Source organism: Opitutia bacterium, assembly GCA_016217545.1.
Lineage (GTDB): Bacteria > Verrucomicrobiota > Verrucomicrobiia > Opitutales > Opitutaceae > Didemnitutus.
Map to the genome: position 1 here is coordinate 13,114 of JACRHT010000017.1, position 19,817 is coordinate 32,930.

General features: G+C 65.8%; 19 protein-coding genes and 1 other RNA gene. 6 read left to right on the forward strand and 14 right to left on the reverse strand.

The genetic code is table 11. The features are described from left to right. Window positions 1-121: 121 nt before the first annotated feature. Window positions 122-1,405, forward strand: a complete 1,284-nt coding sequence (locus HZA32_15935; protein ID MBI5425569.1) for an MHS family MFS transporter — start codon at window positions 122-124, stop codon at window positions 1,403-1,405. Window positions 1,406-1,461: 56 nt separating this feature from the next. Here the strand turns inward: HZA32_15935 and xerD are convergent, their stop codons facing one another. Next, window positions 1,462-2,385 carry a site-specific tyrosine recombinase XerD gene (xerD, locus tag HZA32_15940; GenBank protein MBI5425570.1) on the reverse strand — a complete coding sequence of 308 codons (924 nt, stop codon included), beginning with the start codon at window positions 2,383-2,385 and terminating at the stop codon, window positions 1,462-1,464. 106 nt (window positions 2,386-2,491) lie between these two features. Next, window positions 2,492-2,755 carry a translation initiation factor IF-1 gene (gene infA / locus HZA32_15945; GenBank protein MBI5425571.1) on the reverse strand — a complete coding sequence of 88 codons (264 nt, stop codon included), beginning with the start codon at window positions 2,753-2,755 and terminating at the stop codon, window positions 2,492-2,494. Between the two features lie 120 nt (window positions 2,756-2,875). On the opposite strand from infA, the gene HZA32_15950 reads away from it, so the two are divergent. Next, window positions 2,876-3,406, forward strand: a complete 531-nt coding sequence (locus HZA32_15950; GenBank protein ID MBI5425572.1) for a nucleoside deaminase — start codon at window positions 2,876-2,878, stop codon at window positions 3,404-3,406. A gap of 127 nt (window positions 3,407-3,533) precedes the next feature. Continuing rightward, window positions 3,534-4,157, forward strand: coding sequence for a superoxide dismutase [Mn] (locus tag HZA32_15955; GenBank protein ID MBI5425573.1), 624 nt, complete (start codon window positions 3,534-3,536; stop codon window positions 4,155-4,157). Between the two features lie 19 nt (window positions 4,158-4,176). On the opposite strand, the gene HZA32_15960 is transcribed toward HZA32_15955, so the two are convergent. From HZA32_15960 to HZA32_16015, 12 genes are all read right to left on the reverse strand, one after another. Beyond that, window positions 4,177-4,446 (reverse strand): 4-oxalocrotonate tautomerase family protein, encoded by a 270-nt coding sequence (locus tag HZA32_15960; protein MBI5425574.1) that lies wholly within the window; start codon window positions 4,444-4,446, stop codon window positions 4,177-4,179. A gap of 104 nt (window positions 4,447-4,550) precedes the next feature. Then, on the reverse strand, window positions 4,551-6,812 hold the full coding sequence (locus HZA32_15965; protein MBI5425575.1) for an adenylate/guanylate cyclase domain-containing protein: 2,262 nt from the start codon (window positions 6,810-6,812) through the stop codon (window positions 4,551-4,553). Between the two features lie 101 nt (window positions 6,813-6,913). Beyond that, on the reverse strand, window positions 6,914-7,972 hold the full coding sequence (locus HZA32_15970; GenBank protein MBI5425576.1) for a FecR domain-containing protein: 1,059 nt from the start codon (window positions 7,970-7,972) through the stop codon (window positions 6,914-6,916). A 22-nt stretch (window positions 7,973-7,994) separates the two neighbouring features. Then, window positions 7,995-9,899 (reverse strand): O-antigen ligase family protein, encoded by a 1,905-nt coding sequence (locus tag HZA32_15975; GenBank protein ID MBI5425577.1) that lies wholly within the window; start codon window positions 9,897-9,899, stop codon window positions 7,995-7,997. Window positions 9,900-10,165: 266 nt separating this feature from the next. Then, window positions 10,166-12,337, reverse strand: a complete 2,172-nt coding sequence (locus HZA32_15980; GenBank protein ID MBI5425578.1) for a glutamine synthetase III — start codon at window positions 12,335-12,337, stop codon at window positions 10,166-10,168. Between the two features lie 188 nt (window positions 12,338-12,525). Then, window positions 12,526-12,810 carry a hypothetical protein gene (locus tag HZA32_15985; protein ID MBI5425579.1) on the reverse strand — a complete coding sequence of 95 codons (285 nt, stop codon included), beginning with the start codon at window positions 12,808-12,810 and terminating at the stop codon, window positions 12,526-12,528. A 101-nt stretch (window positions 12,811-12,911) separates the two neighbouring features. Next, window positions 12,912-14,054: a DNA polymerase III subunit gamma/tau gene (gene dnaX / locus HZA32_15990; protein MBI5425580.1), complete on the reverse strand. Its 1,143-nt coding sequence runs from the start codon at window positions 14,052-14,054 to the stop codon at window positions 12,912-12,914. Window positions 14,055-14,175: 121 nt separating this feature from the next. Next, window positions 14,176-14,274: signal recognition particle sRNA small type (gene ffs / locus HZA32_15995), an RNA gene on the reverse strand. Window positions 14,275-14,368: 94 nt separating this feature from the next. Beyond that, the gene (locus HZA32_16000; protein MBI5425581.1) at window positions 14,369-14,860 is read right to left on the reverse strand and encodes a hypothetical protein; all 492 of its coding nucleotides are present in this window, start codon (window positions 14,858-14,860) and stop codon (window positions 14,369-14,371) included. After that, a complete protein-coding gene (locus tag HZA32_16005) occupies window positions 14,857-15,153 on the reverse strand; it encodes a hypothetical protein (protein ID MBI5425582.1) in 297 nt (98 codons plus the stop codon). The genes HZA32_16000 and HZA32_16005 overlap by 4 nt, the downstream gene beginning before the upstream one ends. Then, the gene (locus HZA32_16010) at window positions 15,150-15,737 is read right to left on the reverse strand and encodes a sigma-70 family RNA polymerase sigma factor (protein ID MBI5425583.1); all 588 of its coding nucleotides are present in this window, start codon (window positions 15,735-15,737) and stop codon (window positions 15,150-15,152) included. The genes HZA32_16005 and HZA32_16010 overlap by 4 nt, the downstream gene beginning before the upstream one ends. A gap of 89 nt (window positions 15,738-15,826) precedes the next feature. Further along, complete coding sequence (locus tag HZA32_16015) at window positions 15,827-16,978, reverse strand: LptF/LptG family permease (protein ID MBI5425584.1); 1,152 nt, start codon at window positions 16,976-16,978, stop codon at window positions 15,827-15,829. Between the two features lie 127 nt (window positions 16,979-17,105). On the opposite strand from HZA32_16015, the gene rlmN reads away from it, so the two are divergent. The 3 genes from rlmN to HZA32_16030 all read left to right on the forward strand — a co-directional run bounded on the left by rlmN (window position 17,106) and on the right by HZA32_16030 (window position 19,817). Beyond that, window positions 17,106-18,227 carry a 23S rRNA (adenine(2503)-C(2))-methyltransferase RlmN gene (gene rlmN / locus HZA32_16020; GenBank protein ID MBI5425585.1) on the forward strand — a complete coding sequence of 374 codons (1,122 nt, stop codon included), beginning with the start codon at window positions 17,106-17,108 and terminating at the stop codon, window positions 18,225-18,227. 258 nt (window positions 18,228-18,485) lie between these two features. Continuing rightward, a complete protein-coding gene (gene metF / locus HZA32_16025; protein MBI5425586.1) occupies window positions 18,486-19,361 on the forward strand; it encodes a methylenetetrahydrofolate reductase [NAD(P)H] in 876 nt (291 codons plus the stop codon). Between the two features lie 150 nt (window positions 19,362-19,511). Further along, entirely contained in the window at window positions 19,512-19,817 is a 306-nt protein-coding gene (locus HZA32_16030; protein MBI5425587.1) for a (2Fe-2S) ferredoxin domain-containing protein, read from the forward strand.

The window sequence follows — 19,817 nt, forward strand, 5'->3', positions numbered from 1 at the left end:
CCGGGGAGACGCCGTGGAGTTACAGCAAAGTTGCGAGGAATCCTGCCGCTTTCGCGGCCAAGGCGTATGCGACGGAGGCAAGTTGACGCGGCGCGCCGGCCCCGCATAACCGCGAGCACCCATGAGCGACCCCGGCTCGGCTCCACGCCCCAATTCCGCCCGTCGTGTCCTGCTGGCCAGCCTCGCCGGCACGACGATCGAGTTCTTCGACTTCTATATCTACGCCACGGCGGCGGTGCTCGTGTTTCCCAAGCTGTTTTTCCCGGCCTCGGAGCCGGCGGCGGCGACGCTCCAGTCGTTCGCCACGTTCGCACTAGCGTTTTTTGCGCGTCCGGTCGGCTCGGCGGTTTTCGGGCACTTCGGCGACCGCATCGGCCGCAAGGCCACGCTCGTCGCCGCGCTGCTCACGATGGGCCTTTCGACCGTCGCGATCGGTTTGCTGCCCACTTACGCGAGCATCGGCATCGCAGCGCCGCTGCTGTTGGCGGTGTGCCGTTTCGGGCAGGGCTTCGGACTCGGCGGTGAATGGGGCGGCGCGGTGCTGCTCGCGACCGAGAACGCGCCGCCGGGCAAACGCGCGTGGTATGGCATGTTCCCGCAGCTCGGGGCGCCGATCGGGTTTCTGATGTCGGGCGGAATCTTCGTGGTGTTGTCGAAGACGATGTCGGATGCGCAATTCCTCGCGTGGGGCTGGCGCCTGCCGTTCCTGGCGAGCGCGGTGCTCGTGCTGGTCGGCCTGTGGGTGCGGCTCAAGATCAGCGAGACTCCGGCGTTCGCGCGCGCGATGGCGGAGGAGAAGCGCGTGGCGGTGCCGATCATGACGGTCGTGACGACCCACGCGCGCGCACTCGTGCTCGGCACGCTCGGCGCGGTGGCGACGTTCACGCTGTTTTATCTGCTCACGGTGTTCTGCCTCAGCTGGGGGACGACGAAGCTCGGGTTCACGCGCGAGAAATTCCTGCTCATCCAGATGACCGGCGTGCTGTTCTTCGGCATCGCGATTCCGGTATCGGCCGTGGTGGCCGACCGACGCGGGCGCAAGCTCACGCTCGCCGTCGTTTCGGCGGCGATCGTGGTCTTCGGCTTCGTGCTCGGGCCGATTTTCAGCGCGGGAACCGGCGGTGCGTTCGCGGCGATGATCCTGGGTTTCACGCTCATGGGCCTGACTTACGGGCCGCTCGGCACGATGCTGTCGGAGCTATTCCCGACGGCGGTGCGCTACACCGGCGCGTCGATGACCTTCAATCTCGCCGGCATCCTCGGCGCCTCGCTCGCGCCGTATGCGGCGACGTGGCTGGCGACGCACCACGGCTTGCAGGCGGTCGGGCACTATTTGGCCATCGTCGCAGCGATCACGCTCGGCGCGATTCTGCTGAGCCACGAGACGCGCGACACGGAACATTGAGGTGGAGCGCGTTGACCTCAACGCGCTCGGAACGGGTTGAGGTCAACCGGTTCCACCTAGGTTTTGAGTTTATTGCGCGGGTGATGCTTCGCGTGCTGGTCGAGCAGGCGCGACGATTCGACGGCCGTGTAGATTTGCGTGGTGCCGATGCTGGCGTGGCCGAGCATTTCCTGAATCGCGCGCAAATCCGCGCCGCCGCCGAGCAGGTGCGTGGCGAACGAGTGGCGCAGTAGGTGCGGCTTCACGTGCTTCGAGATGCCGGCGCGCTTCGCGTGAGTCTTCACGATTGCCCAAACGGTCTTTCGCGAGATCGCCTTCCCGCGCTCGGAGAGGAACAGTTCGCTGCCGGTGCGCGGTTTCACGAGGCGCGGCCGGCCGGAGCCGAGGTAGGCGACGACGGCGTCCTTCGCCTTTTCGCCGAGCGGAACGACGCGCTCCTTGCTGCCCTTGCCGAAGACGCGCACGAAGCCGTGCTCGAGGTCGACTTGCTGCAGCGTGAGCGCGCAGAGCTCCGAGATGCGCAGGCCGCTCGAATAAAACAGCTCGAGCATCGCCCGGTCGCGCACGCTGTAGGCGTCGGCGCCGGTCGGGGCGACGAGGAGCTTTTCCATTTCGCCGGGCGAGAGAACCTGCGGGAGTTTGCGGCGGAATTTCGGGCCGCTCAGCAGCTCGGTCGGATCGTCGTTGCGCGCGCCGGAAGGCACGAGGTGCTTGCGGAAGAGCATGCGCATCGCGCTGAGTTTGCGCGCCTGGCTCGACTCGGTGAACTTCTCGTCGGCGAGCCAGTGCAACCATGCGGAAAGATCGTCAGTCGTCGCGGCCCGCCAGCCGGCGACTCCCTTGCGCGCGAGGAAATGCGCGGCCTGCACGAGGTCCTTTTCGTAGGATTGCGAGGTGTTGCGCGAGAGGCCGCGCTCAAGCTCGAGCGTGCTGATGAAGGCGTCGATCTCGTCCGCGAACGCGGCCGGCGCCGGCGGCATCGGCGCGTCTTTCGGCAGCGAGCGGCGGGAACGGACGGCGGGCATCACTCCAGAAACGAAAAGAGCGCGTTGGGGTCAACGCGCTCGGCAAACTCACGGGACGCGCTCAGCGGCGGCGGAACCCGCCCGGACGCGGCGGCAGCGGATTCGTCTCGCGCACGCGGTAGGTGATGCGCGCCTTCTCTAGATCGTAGGGGCTCATCTCCATCTTCACCGTGTCGCCGGCGGCGATCTTGATGAAGTGTTTCCGGAGCTTACCGGAGATGTGCGCCAGCACCACGTGACCGTTGGTCAATTGGACCCGGAACATCGTGCCCGGCAGGACGGCAACTACCTTGCCTTCGACTTCGATCGATTTGCCGTCAGACATGGTGGAGGTGCGGGCTGGAGGGTTGGGTCATGCAATAAAAGCCCCTTGTAACCGGGAAAAGCGCCCCGTAGTCAAGGCTTTCCCTCTGGCGCCGCCGCCGCGCCACCCGGGAGAACACCGATGGCCGACCCATTTTCCGAGCAACGTCCCGCGCTCCCCTGCCCGTTCGACAAAGTCCACCCGTCGCAACTGGTGCGCGACGACGCGTTCTTCATGTGGCTGGCCTACAATCAAGCCATCGATGCCTGGCGCGCGGACGAGGTGCCGATCGGAGCCGTGATCGAACTCGGCGGAGAGGTCATTGCCGCGGCCCACAACCAGCGCGACAGCACGCGCGACCCGACCGCGCACGCCGAGATCATCGCCATGGGACAGGCCGCGCGCGCGATCGGAGATTGGCGGCTGAACGACGCCACACTCTACGTCACCAAGGAACCGTGCCCGATGTGCTCGGGCGCTACGCTGATGTCGCGCGTGAAGCGGGTCGTCTACGCCGTCGCCGACCCCAAGATGGGCTGCCTCGGCGGTGCGACCGACCTCAACGCGCTGCCGCAGGTTAATCACCACCTCACGATCACGCGCGGTGTGCTTGAGGAACCGTGCCTGAAATTGATCCAAGCGTATTTCCAGCTGAAGCGCCGCGAGGCTTGAGCGCGACGCACCGGGCTGTTTCGCGCGAGTGCCGCTAATGCCGAACCGGAAAACATATTAGGCCGCCAAAGTTGACGCCACGCAACCCGCGTGCACTTTGTAGCCACTCTTTTCACCCACCACGAACATGGCATACGAACTCCCGAAACTGCCCTACGCCTACAACGCCCTCGAGCCGCACATCGACGCGCGCACGATGGAGATTCACCACTCGAAGCACCACAACGCTTACGTGACCAACGCGAACAACGCGTTGAAGGACCACCCGACCCTCGCCGCGCTCGACGTCAACGCGCTCATCGCCGACCTCTCGAAGGTTCCGGAAGCCATCCGCGGCGTCATCCGCAACAACGCCGGCGGTCATAGCAACCACGCGTTCTTCTGGACGATCATGGGCCCGGGCAAAGGCGGCGCTCCGAAAGGCGCGCTGGCCGATGCGATCAACGCCACCTGGGGCTCGTTCGACACCTTCAAGGCCGAGTTCGCCAAGGCCGCCGCCGGCCGCTTCGGCTCCGGCTGGGCTTGGCTCGTCGTCGGCGCCGACAAGAAGCTCTCCATCGGCTCGACCGCCAACCAAGACAGCCCGCTCATGGGCAAGGCCGTCGCCGGCATCGAAGGCACGCCCGTCATCGGCCTCGATGTCTGGGAGCACGCCTACTACCTCAACTACCAGAATCGCCGCCCGGACTACGTCACGGCCTTCTGGAATGTCGTGGATTGGGACGCCGCCGCGAAGAACTTCGGCGCCTGAGCGATCCGAAACACATTCTTCACTTCTTTCCCAGCCGCGCGGTTCCGCGCGGCTTTTTCTTGGTCGAGACACGCGACGAGGCCTTCGCCGCGTTGATCTGCGCGAGGTAGTCCGTCGTCAGCATCCCGGCGAAGCCCCAGTTGTCCGTGTCGATCTCATCGATGACGATGTGGGTTTGCTCCGGCTTCTTGCCGAGATGCAGCTGCAACGAGCGCGTGATGTCGGCCACGAGCTGCTGTTTCTGGGCGCGTGTGGCGCCGCGAGTGATCTGGACGTTGACGTAAGGCATGCGCCGGACCGTAGCGCACCGGACCGGGCGGGCAAATCCGGGCCGCCGGCACCGGCTCGCGAATTTTCCGGCGAATTGTGCGGCACGTGCCGCCCACAAATTGCTCAGCCCTTTTCCTTCATCACGAACACGCCGTCCCAATCCGCGCCGGGCGGGTGCGCCTCCATGTAGCGGCAGCGCTCGATCATGATCAGCGACGGATTGCTCTCGATTGCGAGCGCCTTGTCCGGCTGATGCAGCTCGAGTTTCGCGGCCTGTTCGAAGAGCGCGATGGCACCCGCCCAATCCTGCGCGTGGTAACGCTCGACGGCCTTCGCGTGCAGCGCGAGGCACTCGAACGTCGACGCGCCGAGGTCTTCCTTGAACCCGACGATTTCGTGCACGCCGACGGGCAGCGAACGCCCTTTGACCACGATCTTGTCGAGGAAGCGGAAGACGATGCGCTCGCCGCCGTGCTTCTCGCACTCGGCGCGCGTCGTGTCGGTGACCATCGTGTAGACGCCCATGAGTTTCGCACCGGACTCCATGCGCGCGGCGAGGTTCACGTTGTCGCCCATCATGGTGTAACTGAACCGCGTGCGGCTGCCCATGTTGCCGATGATCGCGGGACCGGAGTTGAGGCCGAGGCGCGCGCGGAGGTTGTGCACAACCGGCGGCCACTTGTCGCCCTCGCTGCGCCATTTCTGGCGAAGCTCCTCGATCTTCTTCTGGACGCGGACGCTCGCGACACACGCGCGGTAGGCATGATCGGGCAGCGGCAGTGGCGCGCCGAACATCGCGACGACGGCGTCGCCGATATACTTGTCGAGCGTGCCGCCCTCCTCCTGCACGATGTCGGTGCAGGCGGTGAGATACTCGTTCATCAACTCGACGAGACGCGCGGGCGTCATCTTCTCGGAGAAGGTCGAGAACGCCTGGATGTCCGAGAAATACGCCGTGATCGTCTCCTCGTGTCCGCCGAGTTCCGGTTCCTTGCCGGAATCGATCAGGCTGTTGACGACCGTGGGCGCGAGGTAGGCGGAGAACATGCCTTTGATGCGACCCTTCTGTTTCTCCTCGACGATCAGCTGCCAGCCGATGCCGGCGAAGGCCATCATGAACGCCCCGCTCAGCGGCGCCGCAAACGGCAACACAACGTGCGAAGTCTTGAACAACACGAAGGCCAGCGCGCCGTAGCCGAGCAACAGGATCAACGCCGCCGCCTTCGACCACAGCCCGCGCGCACCGCCCAATACCGCCAGCGCCGTCACCACGACCGCCAGTGCCACCGTGATCACGTAGAGCGCCCAATCGGGCAGGCGGTGCAGGTATTCGCCGCTGATGATCGTCTTCAGCAGATTGCCGTGCACGCCGACCTTCGGCACCGGTTGGTCATCGAACGGCGTCGTTGCCAGGTCTTGCAGCAACTGGTCCACCGGGCCGATCAGCACGATCGCGTCGCGGAACTCGGCGAAGAATGCTCGTGCGCTCGCCTTCTCCTCTTCCGTGCCCTCGCGGAGATTCAGCACTTGGCCAAGCACCACCGAGAAGCTCACGCGCGGGTTGTGCTCCGAGAGCCAGGGCGAAAACCAGTTCACCTCGACCATCTGTTCGTCGGTGAGAGGAATCCGCGCGGCCGCGCGGTCCTGACCGGGCGGCACTTCGATCGCGTCGCGCGTGATTTTGACGACGTCGCCCGGCACGCCCCAATAGGTCAGCGCCAGCGCGAGCGCCATGTGGTCGAAGCGATGCACCCCGTTCGTGGACGTCGGCACGAAGAGCGGCACCCACTGCGTGCCGCCGTTGAGCGTGTCGATCAGGCCGAGACGCGGCGGACTCCAGAGAACTTTGGGCCGGCGCTCGAATTCGAGGATCTCGGGCGTCGGAATCTTGTCGAGCGCCGGCAGCCCGTTGCGGATCAACGGCAGTTCCCGCTTCTCGATCTTGCCCGTCGCCTCGCGAAACGTCGCCGCCGAATACGATGCGGCAAAAACGATCGGCGGATCGGTCACCACGTAGTTGTAGAACTCGATGTTGGCCTGCCGCCAAAATTCGGGGTCGTAGGCGACCGACATGCCGTTCTCGGAGAACACCACGTCGACGCCCACCGCCTTGGCGCGGCCCTCGTTGATCAGCGCTTCGCCGACTTGGGAAAAATAGGAGCGCGGCCACGGGAAGTTCTTCAGGTCGCTGATCGAACGCGAGTCGATGTCGACGTAGACGATGTTCACCGGCGCCGGTCGCTCGCCGCGGAATCGATAGCGCCAGCTGAGCGTCAGGTCTTCCGCGACGCGCAGGTAGCCGAGGTGTCCCACCAACGCCCAAAGCACCGGGATCGGCAGCAAGAACGCCATGCGCCAATCGAGTTTCGCCTTCGTGTGAGCCACGGCGCGCAGCGTAGCGCCGGAGCGCGACGTGGGAAGGGAAAACAAAAGCGCCCGGCGTTCGGCCGGGCGCGGGGAAATCCGGGGCGCGACGCGCGCGCGACTCAGCCGCCAGCGCCGTTGGTGAGCTTCTGGTTGCCGGGCGTGACCCCAAGGTTGCCGCTGCCACCGCCGCCGGTGCCTCCCGTGCCGCCGGTTCCGCCGGTGCCACCAGTGCCGCCCGTTCCGCTGGTATCCGTGGTGCCCGATTGCGTCGTGCCGGAGTCGCCGGTGGTTCCACCCGTCGTGCCTCCACCGGTGCCGCCGCCCGTGGTTCCGGTGTCCGTCGGCGTTGTTGAGGCCTGTTGCTGCTCGCTGATCGTAATGGTCGTGTTCTTCGTCGCTTCGACGATCACCTCGGTCACCTGCTGGGTGATGGCGGCGGTCGCAGTCGTCGACATCGAGGCGGGCGCGTCCGGCACTTGGACGTTGGTGACCGTGATCGCTCCCGTGGTCGGATCGACGGTAGCGTCAGCTGTGACCACGATTTCGTTCGCGGTGAGCACGTTCAGTTCCGGCCCGGCCGCCTGCGCTTGACCGGAGTAGAAGGTAACGTGACCGTCGGCCGTCTGGAGTTGGAAGGTAAACGACGTGCCATTGCCGGACGGAATGAAAACGATGCGGAACTGGGTGCCGCGAATACCAGCCGCGCCGACCGGCGTCGCGATTTCGAAGCTGGAGCCTTTCTCGCGGTTCAGGTGCTTGACGTCGCCGACGAGCTCGCCGCGATTCAACTTCAACCGCGTGCGCGAAATCGTCGGTTCTTCCTTGAGCGTCGCCACCTCGATCGCTTTCGGCAACGGGTCCATTTTGAACTCGGCGATCTGCATGCTGGTGTTGCTGCCGAGTTTGATCGACGCGCCGTTCGCGAACACGATGACGACCATCGAACCTTGGCCCGTCTGAATTAAGTCGGTTTCGACTAGCGTGTCGCCGACCTTGAGTTCGAAAGTCTTGGAGTCGGCGGTGAGCCGCGTCACCTGGCCCTGCACTTTGCCGACCTTGATCGCACCCGGCTTGGACGGTCCAGTGGCCGCAGGCGCAGGTGTCTGCGCGACGGCGTGCAGCGACAAACCAATGGCAAAAACCGCCGCGAAGACAAAACGAAGGACCGAGGATTTCATGTGGGCCGGGGTTGAAAGACGTTCAACGTCCCGCGCTCAGGCGGGCGCGCAGAGATTTCGCCTGCGCCAAAGTCGGGTCAAGTGATAAACAGGTTTCGAGCGCCGCGAGCGCCTCCGCCTTTCGGCCCGGAACGACGCTGAGGTGCGCCCCGCGATAAAGGTGCCACATCGCGACGTTCGGAGCGAGGGCCACGGCGCGATCGAAGGAAGTTTCGGCCTCTGCGTTCCGGCCCTGCAGTTCGAGCGCTACACCTTGGCGGACCCACGATTCCGCGAAGGTCGGGCACAGCGCCACCGCGCGCGCCGCCGACTCCGCCGCGCGACGTCCGACCGCGATGGCGTTGCCGCCTGTCACGTGGCGCGACAACGCCTGCGCATAGGACAGGTCGGCCCACGCCCGTCCGTTTTCCGGATCGAGTTTTACGGCTTCTTGAAGATTCAGCAGCGCGAACGGCACGGCGTCATGGATCGCGACCGTGCCCAACGCGACGTGATCGATCTGCCAGCGCGCGTCGAAGCGCAACGCCTCCGCGCGGTAAGGGCGATCGGCCTTCACGGCGGAAAACGCCAGCGCCGCGACCAACGACATCGCCAGTGCGAGCGCGGCGCGGCGCGAGGGCGTGCGTGCGGCCGACGGTTCCGTCCGCAGCAAAAAGGCCGCCGTCAGCGCCGCGAGATAGGCCAGCGCCGGGATCTTCGTATGGAAATCGACGAACAGATGCACCGCGAAGGCGACGAGCCCCAGCCAGCACGCGAGCCGCCAACGCCAGCCATCGGTGAACGTCGCCCCGGGCGCGGCCGCGCGGCGCGCTTCCTGCACTTTACTCCACCCCAGCCAACCGATCGCCAGACCCGCGCCGGCCCAGAGCGCGAAACCGATCAGGCCGTAATCGCTCAGCGTGTTCAGGTAATCGTTGTGCGTCCAATCGGGCTCGTGGACGAAGCCGCGCGGGCGATGCTGGTCGAACAACACGTTGTAGGACGCCGCGCCCGTGCCGAGCCACGGCGCCCGGTGCCACAGCTGAAGACCGACGCGCCAGATCAGCGGCCGGCTCGACTCGAATTCGCCGCGCAGAAACGGATCGATGCGCCCGCGCGCATAGTCGCTGGAAAAATAGAGCGCCACCAAACCCACCCCGATCGCGGCCAGCACCACCACCGCGCCGAGCGCACCGCGTCGCGCGTTCCGACTCGTGAGCACGGGCCACAAGGCGAGCGCCGTCGCCGCACCGATCCAGCCGCCGCGACTGCCCGTGAGCACGAGACCAAAAACCAACACGGCAGCCAGCCACGCGCAGGCGATTTTCGCCGTCCACGAGACCGACCGCGATCCGAGATAAACCAGACCGAACGGCAGCGCGAATTCGAGCAGGCACGCCAGGCTGTTCGGGATGCCGAACATGCCCGCGGATCGCCCGGCGAATTGCTCCGCCTGCGTGCGGCCGAGCATCATCCACTTCGGATCGACGAAACGCTGATACGCCGCCATCGCGACACCGACCAACGCGAGCGCCAGCACGGTGCCGGCCAGCGTCCAGGTCTGCGCGCGCGACCGCGCGAAGTGCAGCGCCAGCGCGAACCAAAGCCACATTTGGACCCAAAGCAGCCATTCGTGCCACCCCAGCCACTTCGCCGGAGCAATCCACACGACGCTCGCCAGCGCGAACAGCAGGAACGGCGCCGGCAGCAAAGCGCGCCAGTCGAGCGGCCGGGGCCGGAGCACGAGCAGCACCGCACCGAGTGCCGCGAGCACCCAGGTCGCGCGCGCCGACCAGAGCACGGTCCCAGCGAGGTATCCGCCGAGGCACAACGTGGTCCACGCGAGCGTCGCGGCGAGGCCGAGCGTGAGCAGCCACTCGCCGGCGTCGGTGAGGCGCGACAACGCCGTGGCTTCGGCGGCAGGCGCGTTGGCGGGGGCTTTCGGCATCGACGACGTTCAACCGCAACGCGGCGCGGCGGGCTAGACGAAAGTGCGGACGCAGGCGGTAGGCAGCGCTTGCGCGTGCGCCTCAGCGTTTTCGAAACGGACGGACCAGCGCGCGCGGGCGCGCTGCCTACGGGACGGAGGTTTCGTGCGGGCGGCGGGGAACTCGCCGCTCCTTTGCGCTGCGGAGGATTTGTCTCCGCAGCAGCCCAAAAAAACGCCCGGCGCGTGGGCGGCCGGGCGTTGTTGGTGTGCGTTCTACCCCAAAATCAGCGGATGAAGAGCATCTCTTCGTAGGTCGGCAGCGGCCAGGCCTCGTCGGGGCACACGGCCTCGAGCGCGTCCACGGCCTTGCGGATGGCAAGGAGCTGCGGAAGCACTTCGTGACACATGTGGGCGGCCTCGGCTTCGAGACCGGAGACGTGATCGGCGCGGATTTCCTCGAGCTTCGCCAGCTCGGCGGTGAGCTTGTCGAGGATGCCGGTGATCTTGTCCAGCAGGCCGGTGTCGGCCTTGGCGCCGGCGGCGCGGAGAGCGGCAACATTCTGCGCGAGCGCGGTCTGGTAGGAGATCGCGGTCGGGATGAACTTGGTGTTCACCATTTCCGTGACGACGTTCGCCTCGACGGCGACGGCCTTGACGTATTGCTCGAAGGCGATGTCGCGGCGGGCCTCGAGTTCGCGCTTCGTGAGGATGCCGTAGGCTTCGTAGGCGGCGATCGTGGACTTCGCGGCGAGCACCGGGATGGCGTCGACAGAGGTGCGCAGGTTCGGGAGACCGCGCTTGGCAGCTTCCTTGTGCCATTCTTCGGAGTAGCCGTTGCCGTTGAAGATGACGGCGCTGTGCTCCTTGGCGATCTCGGTGAGAACGTCCTGCACGGCGTCTTCGAACTTCTTCGACTTCGGGGCCTTCTCGAGCTTCGTCGCGATGTAGTCGAGCGACTCGGCCATGATGGTGTTCAGCGCGGCCAGCGGGGCGGCGATGGACTGGTTGGCGGCGACGGCGCGGTATTCGAATTTGTTACCGGTGAAGGCGAACGGCGAAGTGCGATTGCGGTCGCCAGCGTCCTTCATGAGGAGCGGCAGCGTGTCGACGCCGAGATGCATCGTGCCGGCGGCCTTGGAGGACTTGGCCTTGCCCTTCTTGAGCTGCTCGAACACGTCGGCGAGCTGCTCGCCGAGGAAGATCGAGATGATGGCCGGCGGGGCCTCGTTGGCGCCGAGGCGGTGGTCGTTGGAAGCGGAGGCGACCATCGCGCGGAGGAGGGCGCCATGGCGATGGACGGCGCGGACGACGGCGGCGCAGAACACGAGGAACTGCATGTTCGCGTGCGGCGTGCTGCCGGGCTCGAGCAAGTTGCCCTGCGTGCCGTTGCCGAGCGACCAGTTGAGGTGCTTGCCGGAGCCGTTGACGCCGGCGAAGGGCTTCTCGTGCAGGAGGCACTCGAGACCATACTTCCGCGCGACGCGCTTCAGCGTGATCATGACCTGCTGCTGGTGGTCGGCGGCGATGTTCGCGTTCTCGTAGATGGGCGCGATCTCGTATTGCGACGGGGCGACTTCGTTGTGGCGGGTCTTGACCGGCACGCCGAGCTTGTAGAGTTCAGCCTCGCACTCGTGCATACACGCGAGGACGCGGTCCGGGATGACGCCGAAGTATTGGTCTTCGAACTCCTGGCCCTTCGGCGGACGAGCGCCGAACAGCGTGCGACCGGCGGTGAGCAGATCGGGACGGCTGAGGTAGAAGTTGCGGTCGATCAGGAAGTATTCCTGCTCGGGGCCGGCGGTGGCGGTGACCATCGCGATATTCTGGTGGCCGAAGAGCTTCAGGATGCGGCGCGCCTGGACATCGAGAGCCTTCATCGAGCGAAGGACCGGAGTCTTGAGGTCGAGCGCCTCACCCGTCCACGAGACGAACGCGGTCGGGATACAGAGCGTGACGCCGTTGGCGTTCTCGACGAGGTAGCAAGGGCTGGTGACGTCCCACGCGGTGTAGCCGCGGGCTTCGAAAGTGGCGCGGATGCCGCCGGAGGGGAACGACGAGGCGTCGGGCTCGCCTTGCGCGAGCTGTTTGCCGGAGAACTCGGCGATGGCGCCGCCGCGGCCGTCGGGCTCGAGGAAGCTATCGTGCTTTTCCGCGGTGATACCGGTGAGCGGCTGGAAAACGTGCGCGTAGTGCGTGGCGTGGTGCTCGAGCGCCCAGTCCTTGATCGCGGTGGCGACGATATCGAGCACGCCGGCCTCGAGGGTCGCGCCAGTGTCGATGGTCTTCTTCAGCGACTTGTAGGCGGCCTTCGGGAGGCGCTGCTGCATGATTTTGTCGTTGAAGACATTCTTGCCGAAGAGGCCGGCAGAGTGGCTTTCGTTGAAAGCCACGGTCTTCGTCGTGCGGTAATTATTGGCCGCAGAGATCGCCGCGAGGCGAGAGGGACTAACGCTCATAGTGTGGGATGGGAACGCAGGGTAGTTTTATGTCGGTGAACTTCGGCCAAAACCGGCCGATGCTCGCGCGCGTAGAAAGCGGGTTCCGTGCCAGCCGCGTTCCGCGGGCTCAGAAATCTGCGCAGGTGACACGGCGCGCCTGACGGCGAACCACCGGGGACCGGACGTCACCGGCCGCAGCGGGCGGCCTAGTTCTTTAAGGCGCTGCGCGGCACCCGCTTCACGGTGATGAATTTCGCCCGAAAAAGCTCGTCCATCAGCTCGCGCGTCGCGGCGGGGATCCGATTCACGAGATCGTCGAGCGGCGGGAGCGGTGACTTGTCGTCCGGCTCGGCCACGGCGGCCGCAGGTGTCGCGGCCGGTGCGATGAAGCCTTGTTCGCGTTGCTCGGCGATGAACGCGGCCTCTTCGCCATCGGCAGGTCCGACGGGCGCGCCGTCATCGACCGGGGCACCCGGATTCTCCGCCTGCACGCTGCTGGCGGGCGCATCGTCTTCTCCACTCGAAGAGCTGACCGCTGACCGCTGATCGCTGATCGCAGGTGCTGGCGCGGCGACGCCGTTAGGCTCGGGCCTCAGTCGTTTTTTTTTACCGGGTCGTCCGGCAGGCTCTCGGCGAGCGTGGCGATTTCCTTGATGAGGCTGTCGATGGCGCGGGCGCGGCTGGCTTCGACGGCCTTCAGGAGAGCGACTTCGAAATTGATCTTCTCGGACAGGCCGTGCTTCACGCCGCTCTCGCCTTCGCGGAGCGCGTCGAGCAGGCGCGTGAGCTGCTCGGTGGACATCGGTGTGCCGAGCGCGTCGCTCTGGCCGCCTTTGGCGATGGCGTCGAGCAGCGCTGTGCGCAGGTGCGCCTGCAAGTCGACGAGCATGCGGTAGAGGTCGCGGCCGTTCTCATCGCACTCGTCGACGATGCGCACGATCTTCTTGTGGTCGCCCGCCGCGAGCGCGCTGCCGAGGTCGGCGATGGTCGCGGCGGAGACGAGACCGTAGACGTCGAGCACGTCGGCTTCGCCGATTTCGGCGCCGCAGAACGAAATCATCTGGTCGAAGATCGACTGCGCATCACGCATGCCGCCGTCGGCCATGCGGGCGATGCTGTTGAGCGCCTCGTCGCTGACTTTGATTTTCTCGGCGCCGGCGATTTTTTTCAGGCGCTGGACGATGAGCTCGGTCGGGATCGGCTTCAGGTCGAAGCGCTGGCAACGCGAAATGATCGTCGGCAGGACCTTCTGCACGTCGGTCGTAGCGAAGATGAACTTCACGTGCTCGGGCGGCTCCTCGAGGGTCTTCAGCAGCGCGTTGAACGCCGCGGCCGAGAGCATGTGCACTTCGTCGATGATGTAGACCTTGAACTTCCCCTGCGCCGGCGCGTAGCGGACGGTGTCGCGCAACTCGCGGACTTGTTCGACGCCGTTGTTCGAGGCACCGTCGATCTCGATCACGTCGAGGCACGAGCCTTCGGCGATGGATTTCGCGATCGGATCCTCGGGGTCGAAGTCGGCCTTCGGGCCGTTGGTGACGTTGAGGGCCTTGGCAAAAATGCGCGCGGTGCTCGTCTTGCCCGTGCCACGCGGGCCGACGAAGAGGTAGGCGTGCGCAATGCGCTGGCGGGCGATGGCGTTCCTCAGCGTCCGGACGACGTGCTCCTGGCCAACGACATCGTCGAAGGTTTGGGGCCGCCACTTGCGGGCGATGACTTGGTAAGCGCCGGACATCTGGAAGAGCTGAGAGTTGAGAGCTGAGAGCTGAGAGAAAAGCAAAAACGCGCCGACCGTCCTCTCGGCTCTGGACTCTCAGCTCTGGACTTCCTCGCCGGCCTCCGGCGAGGAGAAAAAAAGTGGCCAGGCACTCCACGGCACTGGGAGAACGTCGTCACCGTTGCTACCTTCCGGTCCTGGCGGGGTTCACGCGCCTGCCCATGCATGGCACCTGGCCAAGGCGGACCGTAGGTCGCACCCTTCGTCGCGCAACCAATAAATCTCTGCGGCCGAAAACAAACGCGCCCGCGACTCGGCGCGGGCGCGGAAACTCAGATCTCGTCGGCGTCGCCTGGGCCCCGGCCCTCCGGCGGCGGGGGCGGCGGACCGTCCTTCCCGTCCGGGGGTGGGCCACGACGCTCGCCCTTCTCGTTGCGGCGTTGCTCGACCAAGCGCCGTGCGCGTTCGCGCATCTCGGCGTTGAGCTTTTCGAACTTCGCGCGCTGCTCAGGTGTCAGGATCTCGGCGATATCCTTCTCCATGCGTTCGAGGACGCGGCGGGTTTCCTGGAATCCCTGCTGGCGCAGGCGGGTCAACTCGTCGACGTCGCGGCGCACGATCGGCTTTAGGCGCTCGATCTGCTCGGGCGTGAGCTTGAGGTGCTCCTCGAGTTTCTTCAGGCGCGCCGGGCCCCAATTTTCGGGGGCGAGGCGCTTGCGGAGCATGTTTTTGCCGACCTCGAGCGTCACGAAGCCGCCCGCCACACCGCCCGCGAGGAAGATGCCGGTCAACAGCAGGACGAGTTTCCAGGGCTTGTCGGTCATGACTGCGCGAGAATTTCCGTGACGCTATCGCCGGTGACCGCCTCGGTCTCCTGTTCGCTCGTGAAAGCCGAGTAGCCGAACGCCACGGCAGCTGCGCTGAGCGCGCAGGCGGCGAAGAGGCCGCGCAGCGCGAACTTTTCAAACATCGCGCGCGGCAGCACCGCGGCCGGGGCCATGACGCCGAGCGCGGCCACGCGCGTGGCAAAGCCGAACGGCGCGGTCTCATCGCGATCGTCGGGGGCTTGGCGCGCGGCGGTGGCGAGGCGCAGCCATTGCTGATTATGCGGGTTCATGACTTCTCCTGATTTCTGAGTTCTTGAAAGAGCTTCTGCAACTTCCGACGCGCGCGGAACGCCCGGACTTTGATCATCGACTGGCCCCAGCCGGTCAGAGCCGAGATTTCCGCGACCGACTTTTGCTCGAGGTCGAGCATCTGGATGACGGTGCGATCGGCGGGCGAGAGCTGGTCGAGGAGCTTTCCGACGAGTTCGCGCGCGGCCATGGAGTCGCTCGGGGTCTCGGCGGTCGTGTCGCTGAGCACGTTGTCGAGCACCTCGGCCTCGTTTTCCGACAGGTCCGCCCAGCGGAACTCCGGGCGGCGTTTCTGCGCACGGAGCTGGTCGATGCACGTCGTCACGGCAATGCGCGACACCCAGTGGGTGAACGGCACGTTGCCTTGATACTGTGCGAGGCGGGTGAACATTTTCAGGAAAACGTCCTGCGCGAGATCCTCCTCGGCGACGCGGCGCGGGAGGTGCGAGCGGACGATGCGGATGACCAGCGGGTAAAGGTGTTCGACGAGCTCGCGCGCGGCCGCCTGATCGCGCGCTCGCACGCGTTCGAGGCAACCGGCCAGATCGAACGTTTCGTCAGCCATGAGGAGCATGGGAGCGGAAAAGGCACGTCATCGGAGACGCCCCGCCCTCCCCCGCAGTTACGTTTTTACGCGTGCGCACGGCCCTCAATTTACGCCCGGTCGACCTTGCGAAACATCCACACGCCGAGGGTCTGGAACGCGATGTTCGGCACCCACATCAGCAAGTCGGGCCGAAACTGCGGCTTGTTGTCGAACCAGCCGAACACGACGGTCGCAAAGTAGTAACCCATCGCCAGCGCGACCGCCACGCCGAGGTTCGCGCTGGTCTCCTTGCGCGAGACCTTGATGCCGAGGGGAATCGCCAGCAGGGCGAACGACAGCACCGAGAACGCCATCGCACATTTCTCGTGGAAAACGATCTGCGCTTTCATGCGCTGGCGCTCGCGTTCAGCGCGTTGTTCGCGCGTGAGCGACGGATCGGGGGCGCCGAGGCGTTTCCACTCGGCGTAGAGCTGCGGGAGCGTGAGCCATTTCAGCTTCGCGGTGACGGTGCGCGAACCGGTCAGGCGCTCCAACGGCAGATAAAAGGTCGCGCGCTCCATCGCCGGGGCTCCGGCGATGCCGCTGAAATTCTCCGGATCCTTCTCGTCGCGAATTTCCACCTGCGCCCGCTGCACGGTCAGGATGAGGTTGTTGTCCTTTTCGTTGTAGGTGATGCGGCCCTCGTCGGCGCGGGCGAAGCGCTTCACGCGGCCCTGCGGGTCCACTTCCCAGAGCCAGAAATCCTTCAGCGTGTTGTCGCCCTTCTTCTCGCCGACGTAGAGCACGATGCCGGGGAAGTCGCGGATGAAGGTTTTCTGGACGATGAAATTCAGCGGGTTCTGCCGCACCGCGTCCGCGAGCATGCGCTGCTGGGTCAGCCGCGCCGTCGGCATGAATTGGAAATTCACCAGCAGATTCACCGCGACGCCGCACAGCGCGAAAAAGAAAATCGGCGCCGAAATCCCCGCCACGCTCACGCCCGACGCGCGGATCGCCGTGATCTCGCGATCCGAGGACATCCGCCCGAGCACCAGCAGCACGCCCGTCAGGATCCCCATCGGCAGTGCATAGGGCATGACAAACGGCACCAACAACCCCACCAACTCCAGCAGCGTGAACAAATCGAGCTGCCCCGCCAGCGCCGGCCCGAGCAGATCCTTCAACGCGTTCCCGATCATCAGCACGAACGCGAACACACCGACCGAGGCCAGGCACGTCAGCGCGACGTTGGCGAAGATGTGGCGGTGCAGGAGCTTCATCACAGGCGAGTTGAGAGTTGAGGGTTGAGAGTTGAGAGTTCAACCACAACGTCGCAGTTCCGCACGGCCCTTCGGTCGGCTTTGCCGCTCTCAACTCTCAACTCTCAGCTCTCAACCCTCAATTCCCCTGGCCTTCGTCCCCGCCCAACCCGCTATCTACGGCGAAACCCTCGACACGCTCACCGCCGCCCTCACGGCCGCGGGGCAGCCGGCATTTCGCGCGCGCCAGATCCTCGACTGGCTCTACAAGAAGCGGGTTCGCACTTGGGACGAGATGACGAACCTCCCGAAGGACCTGCGCACCTGGCTCGCCGCGACCTACGACATCGAGCCGACTTCATTCGTCCTCGACCGCCAGTCCGGCGACGAAACCGACAAGCTCCTCCTCGAACTCCGCGACCGCTCGCTCATCGAGACCGTCATCATCCGCGCCCCGATGACCGGCGTCGGCGTCGACCGCTCGCGCAAGACCATCTGCATTTCCACGCAGGTCGGTTGCGCGATGGGTTGCAAGTTCTGCGCCTCCGGCCTCGAAGGCCTGAAGCGCAATCTCAGCGCCGGCGAGATCGTCCACCAACTCATCCAAATCTGCCGCCAGGAGGACGCCCACACGCCACGCGCCCGCGCCGAACTCGCCTCCTTCGACAACATCGTCGTCATGGGCATGGGCGAGCCGCTCCACAACTACGACGGCATCATCCGCGCGCTCACCATCGTGAACGCCGAATGGGGCCTCGGCTTCGGCGCGCGCCGCATCACGCTCTCTACCTCTGGCCTCGTCCCGAAGATTCTCCAACTCGCCGACGAGCCCATCGGCATCCGCCTCGCCATCTCGCTCCACGGCGCCACCGACGCCGTCCGCGAGCAGATCATGCCGGTGAACAAGCGCTACCCGCTCGCCGAACTGTTGCCGGCCGTGCGCACGTTCTCGGAAAAACACGGCCGCATGGTCACGCTCGAGTTCATCCTCATCGAGGAAATCAACGACTCGCTCGAGCAGGCAGAAAAACTCCGCGACATCGCGCTCGATCTGCACGCGCACGTGAACCTCATTCCCTACAACACCGTGCAAGGCCTGCCGTGGAAACGCCCGTCGCTCACGCGCCAGGAACGCTTCGCCGACATCCTGCGCGCCGCCGATGTCTCCGTGACGCTTCGCCGCGAAAAAGGCCACGACATCGCCGCCGCCTGCGGCCAGCTCCGCCTCCAAACGGAAAAAGCCCGCGACGCCGGCGCCCCGGTCGCGTGAGGCAAGGCCGCGGACTCCGCTCCGCGCCGCCCGCCCTTCGCCTTCGGAAATCCTGTGGGAGTGACCTTGGTCGCGACACGCGACGCGCGCGGACCTTTTCCGGTGCAAAGTCGCGAGCAAGCTCGCTGCCAGGCTTGTTCACGGCGGCGGAGGCGCCCGGTCGCCTGACGCCGCCCCGTGTTCCGGCCCGCTTCTCCGGTCGTCCGGTGACGCGATCCGCTCTCGACACACATCCTCGAATCCGGATGCATTGATGCCATGTCAGCCGACCGCCCGATCTCCGACCTCTTCGCCAGCCGCAAGACTGTGCGTTCGCTCGAATTCTTCCCGCCGAAGGACGACGCGCAGATGGAGATGCTGCACAACTCCGCCAGCGCGCTACAGCGCATCGCACCCGACTTCGTGTCGATCACCTACGGCGCCGGCGGCACCACGCGCGAGCGCACGGCCCGCTCCGCCGCGCTGCTGAAAAAGGACTTCGGCTTCACCGTCATGCCGCACCTCACGTGCGTCGGCCACTCGCGCACGGAGCTGAACGACATCGCCGATCGCCTCCACGCCGACGGCTTCCGCAACATCATGACGCTCCGCGGCGACCTGCCGAAGGATCCGAACTTCCAACCCGCACCCGACGGCCTGCGCTACGCCGCCGAACTCGTCGCGCTCCTGAAGGCGCGTCACTCCGATTTCTGCCTCGGCGTCGCCGGCTATCCGGAAAAGCACCCGCAAGCCACGACCCTCGGCGCGGACCTCGACAACTTGAAACGCAAGGTCGACGCCGGCGCGGACTTCATCACCACGCAGCTCTTCTTCGACAACTCGCTCTATTACCGCTTCGTCGAGCAATGCCGCGAGCGCGACATCAACGTCCCGATCATCCCCGGCATCATGCCCGTGCTCTCGCTGAAGCAGATCAAGCGCTTCACGGAAATGTGCGGCGCGCATCTGCCGGCGAAACTCGTCACGCGTCTCGAAGCCGCGCAGGAAAACCCCGACGTCGTGGAAATCATCGGCCTCGACTGGGCCTTCACGCAGATCCGCGGCCTCCTCGCCAACGGCGCGCCGGGCTACCACCTCTACATCATGAACCGCGCGAAGAGCGCGCTCGCACTCGCCGCCGGCTTGGCCGCGTAACGAGGCTCGCGAAATGTCATCGCACCGCACTCGCGTCCTCCTCGGCCCGATTCCGGGCCGCAGCGACGGCACGGAGTTGACGAATCGCCGCGCGGCAGCTGGCACCGCGCCACCCGCGCCGATCGCCGCGCCCCCTCGGGGCGCGCCGCGATGAGCGCGCCGGTCAACGCCACCACGCAACCAACTCCCGCTTCACCGCCAGCGCCGGTCATCGCGCTTTGCTTCGGCTCCGCCTGCCACCAACGCCGCGGTTACCGCCTGCTGCCGATCTTCGAGGAACTCATCGCGCGGCACGGACTCGCCGGCCGCGTCGAATTGAAAGGCGCGTTCTGCCTCGAGAATTGCCCGCGCGGGCCATCGGTGAAGATCGGCGACCGCGTCTTCTCGGGCATCGAGGAGGCGAGCGCCGCTGAATTTTTCGCGCGCGAGATCCTCCCGCTCTGTCCCCCTGCGTGA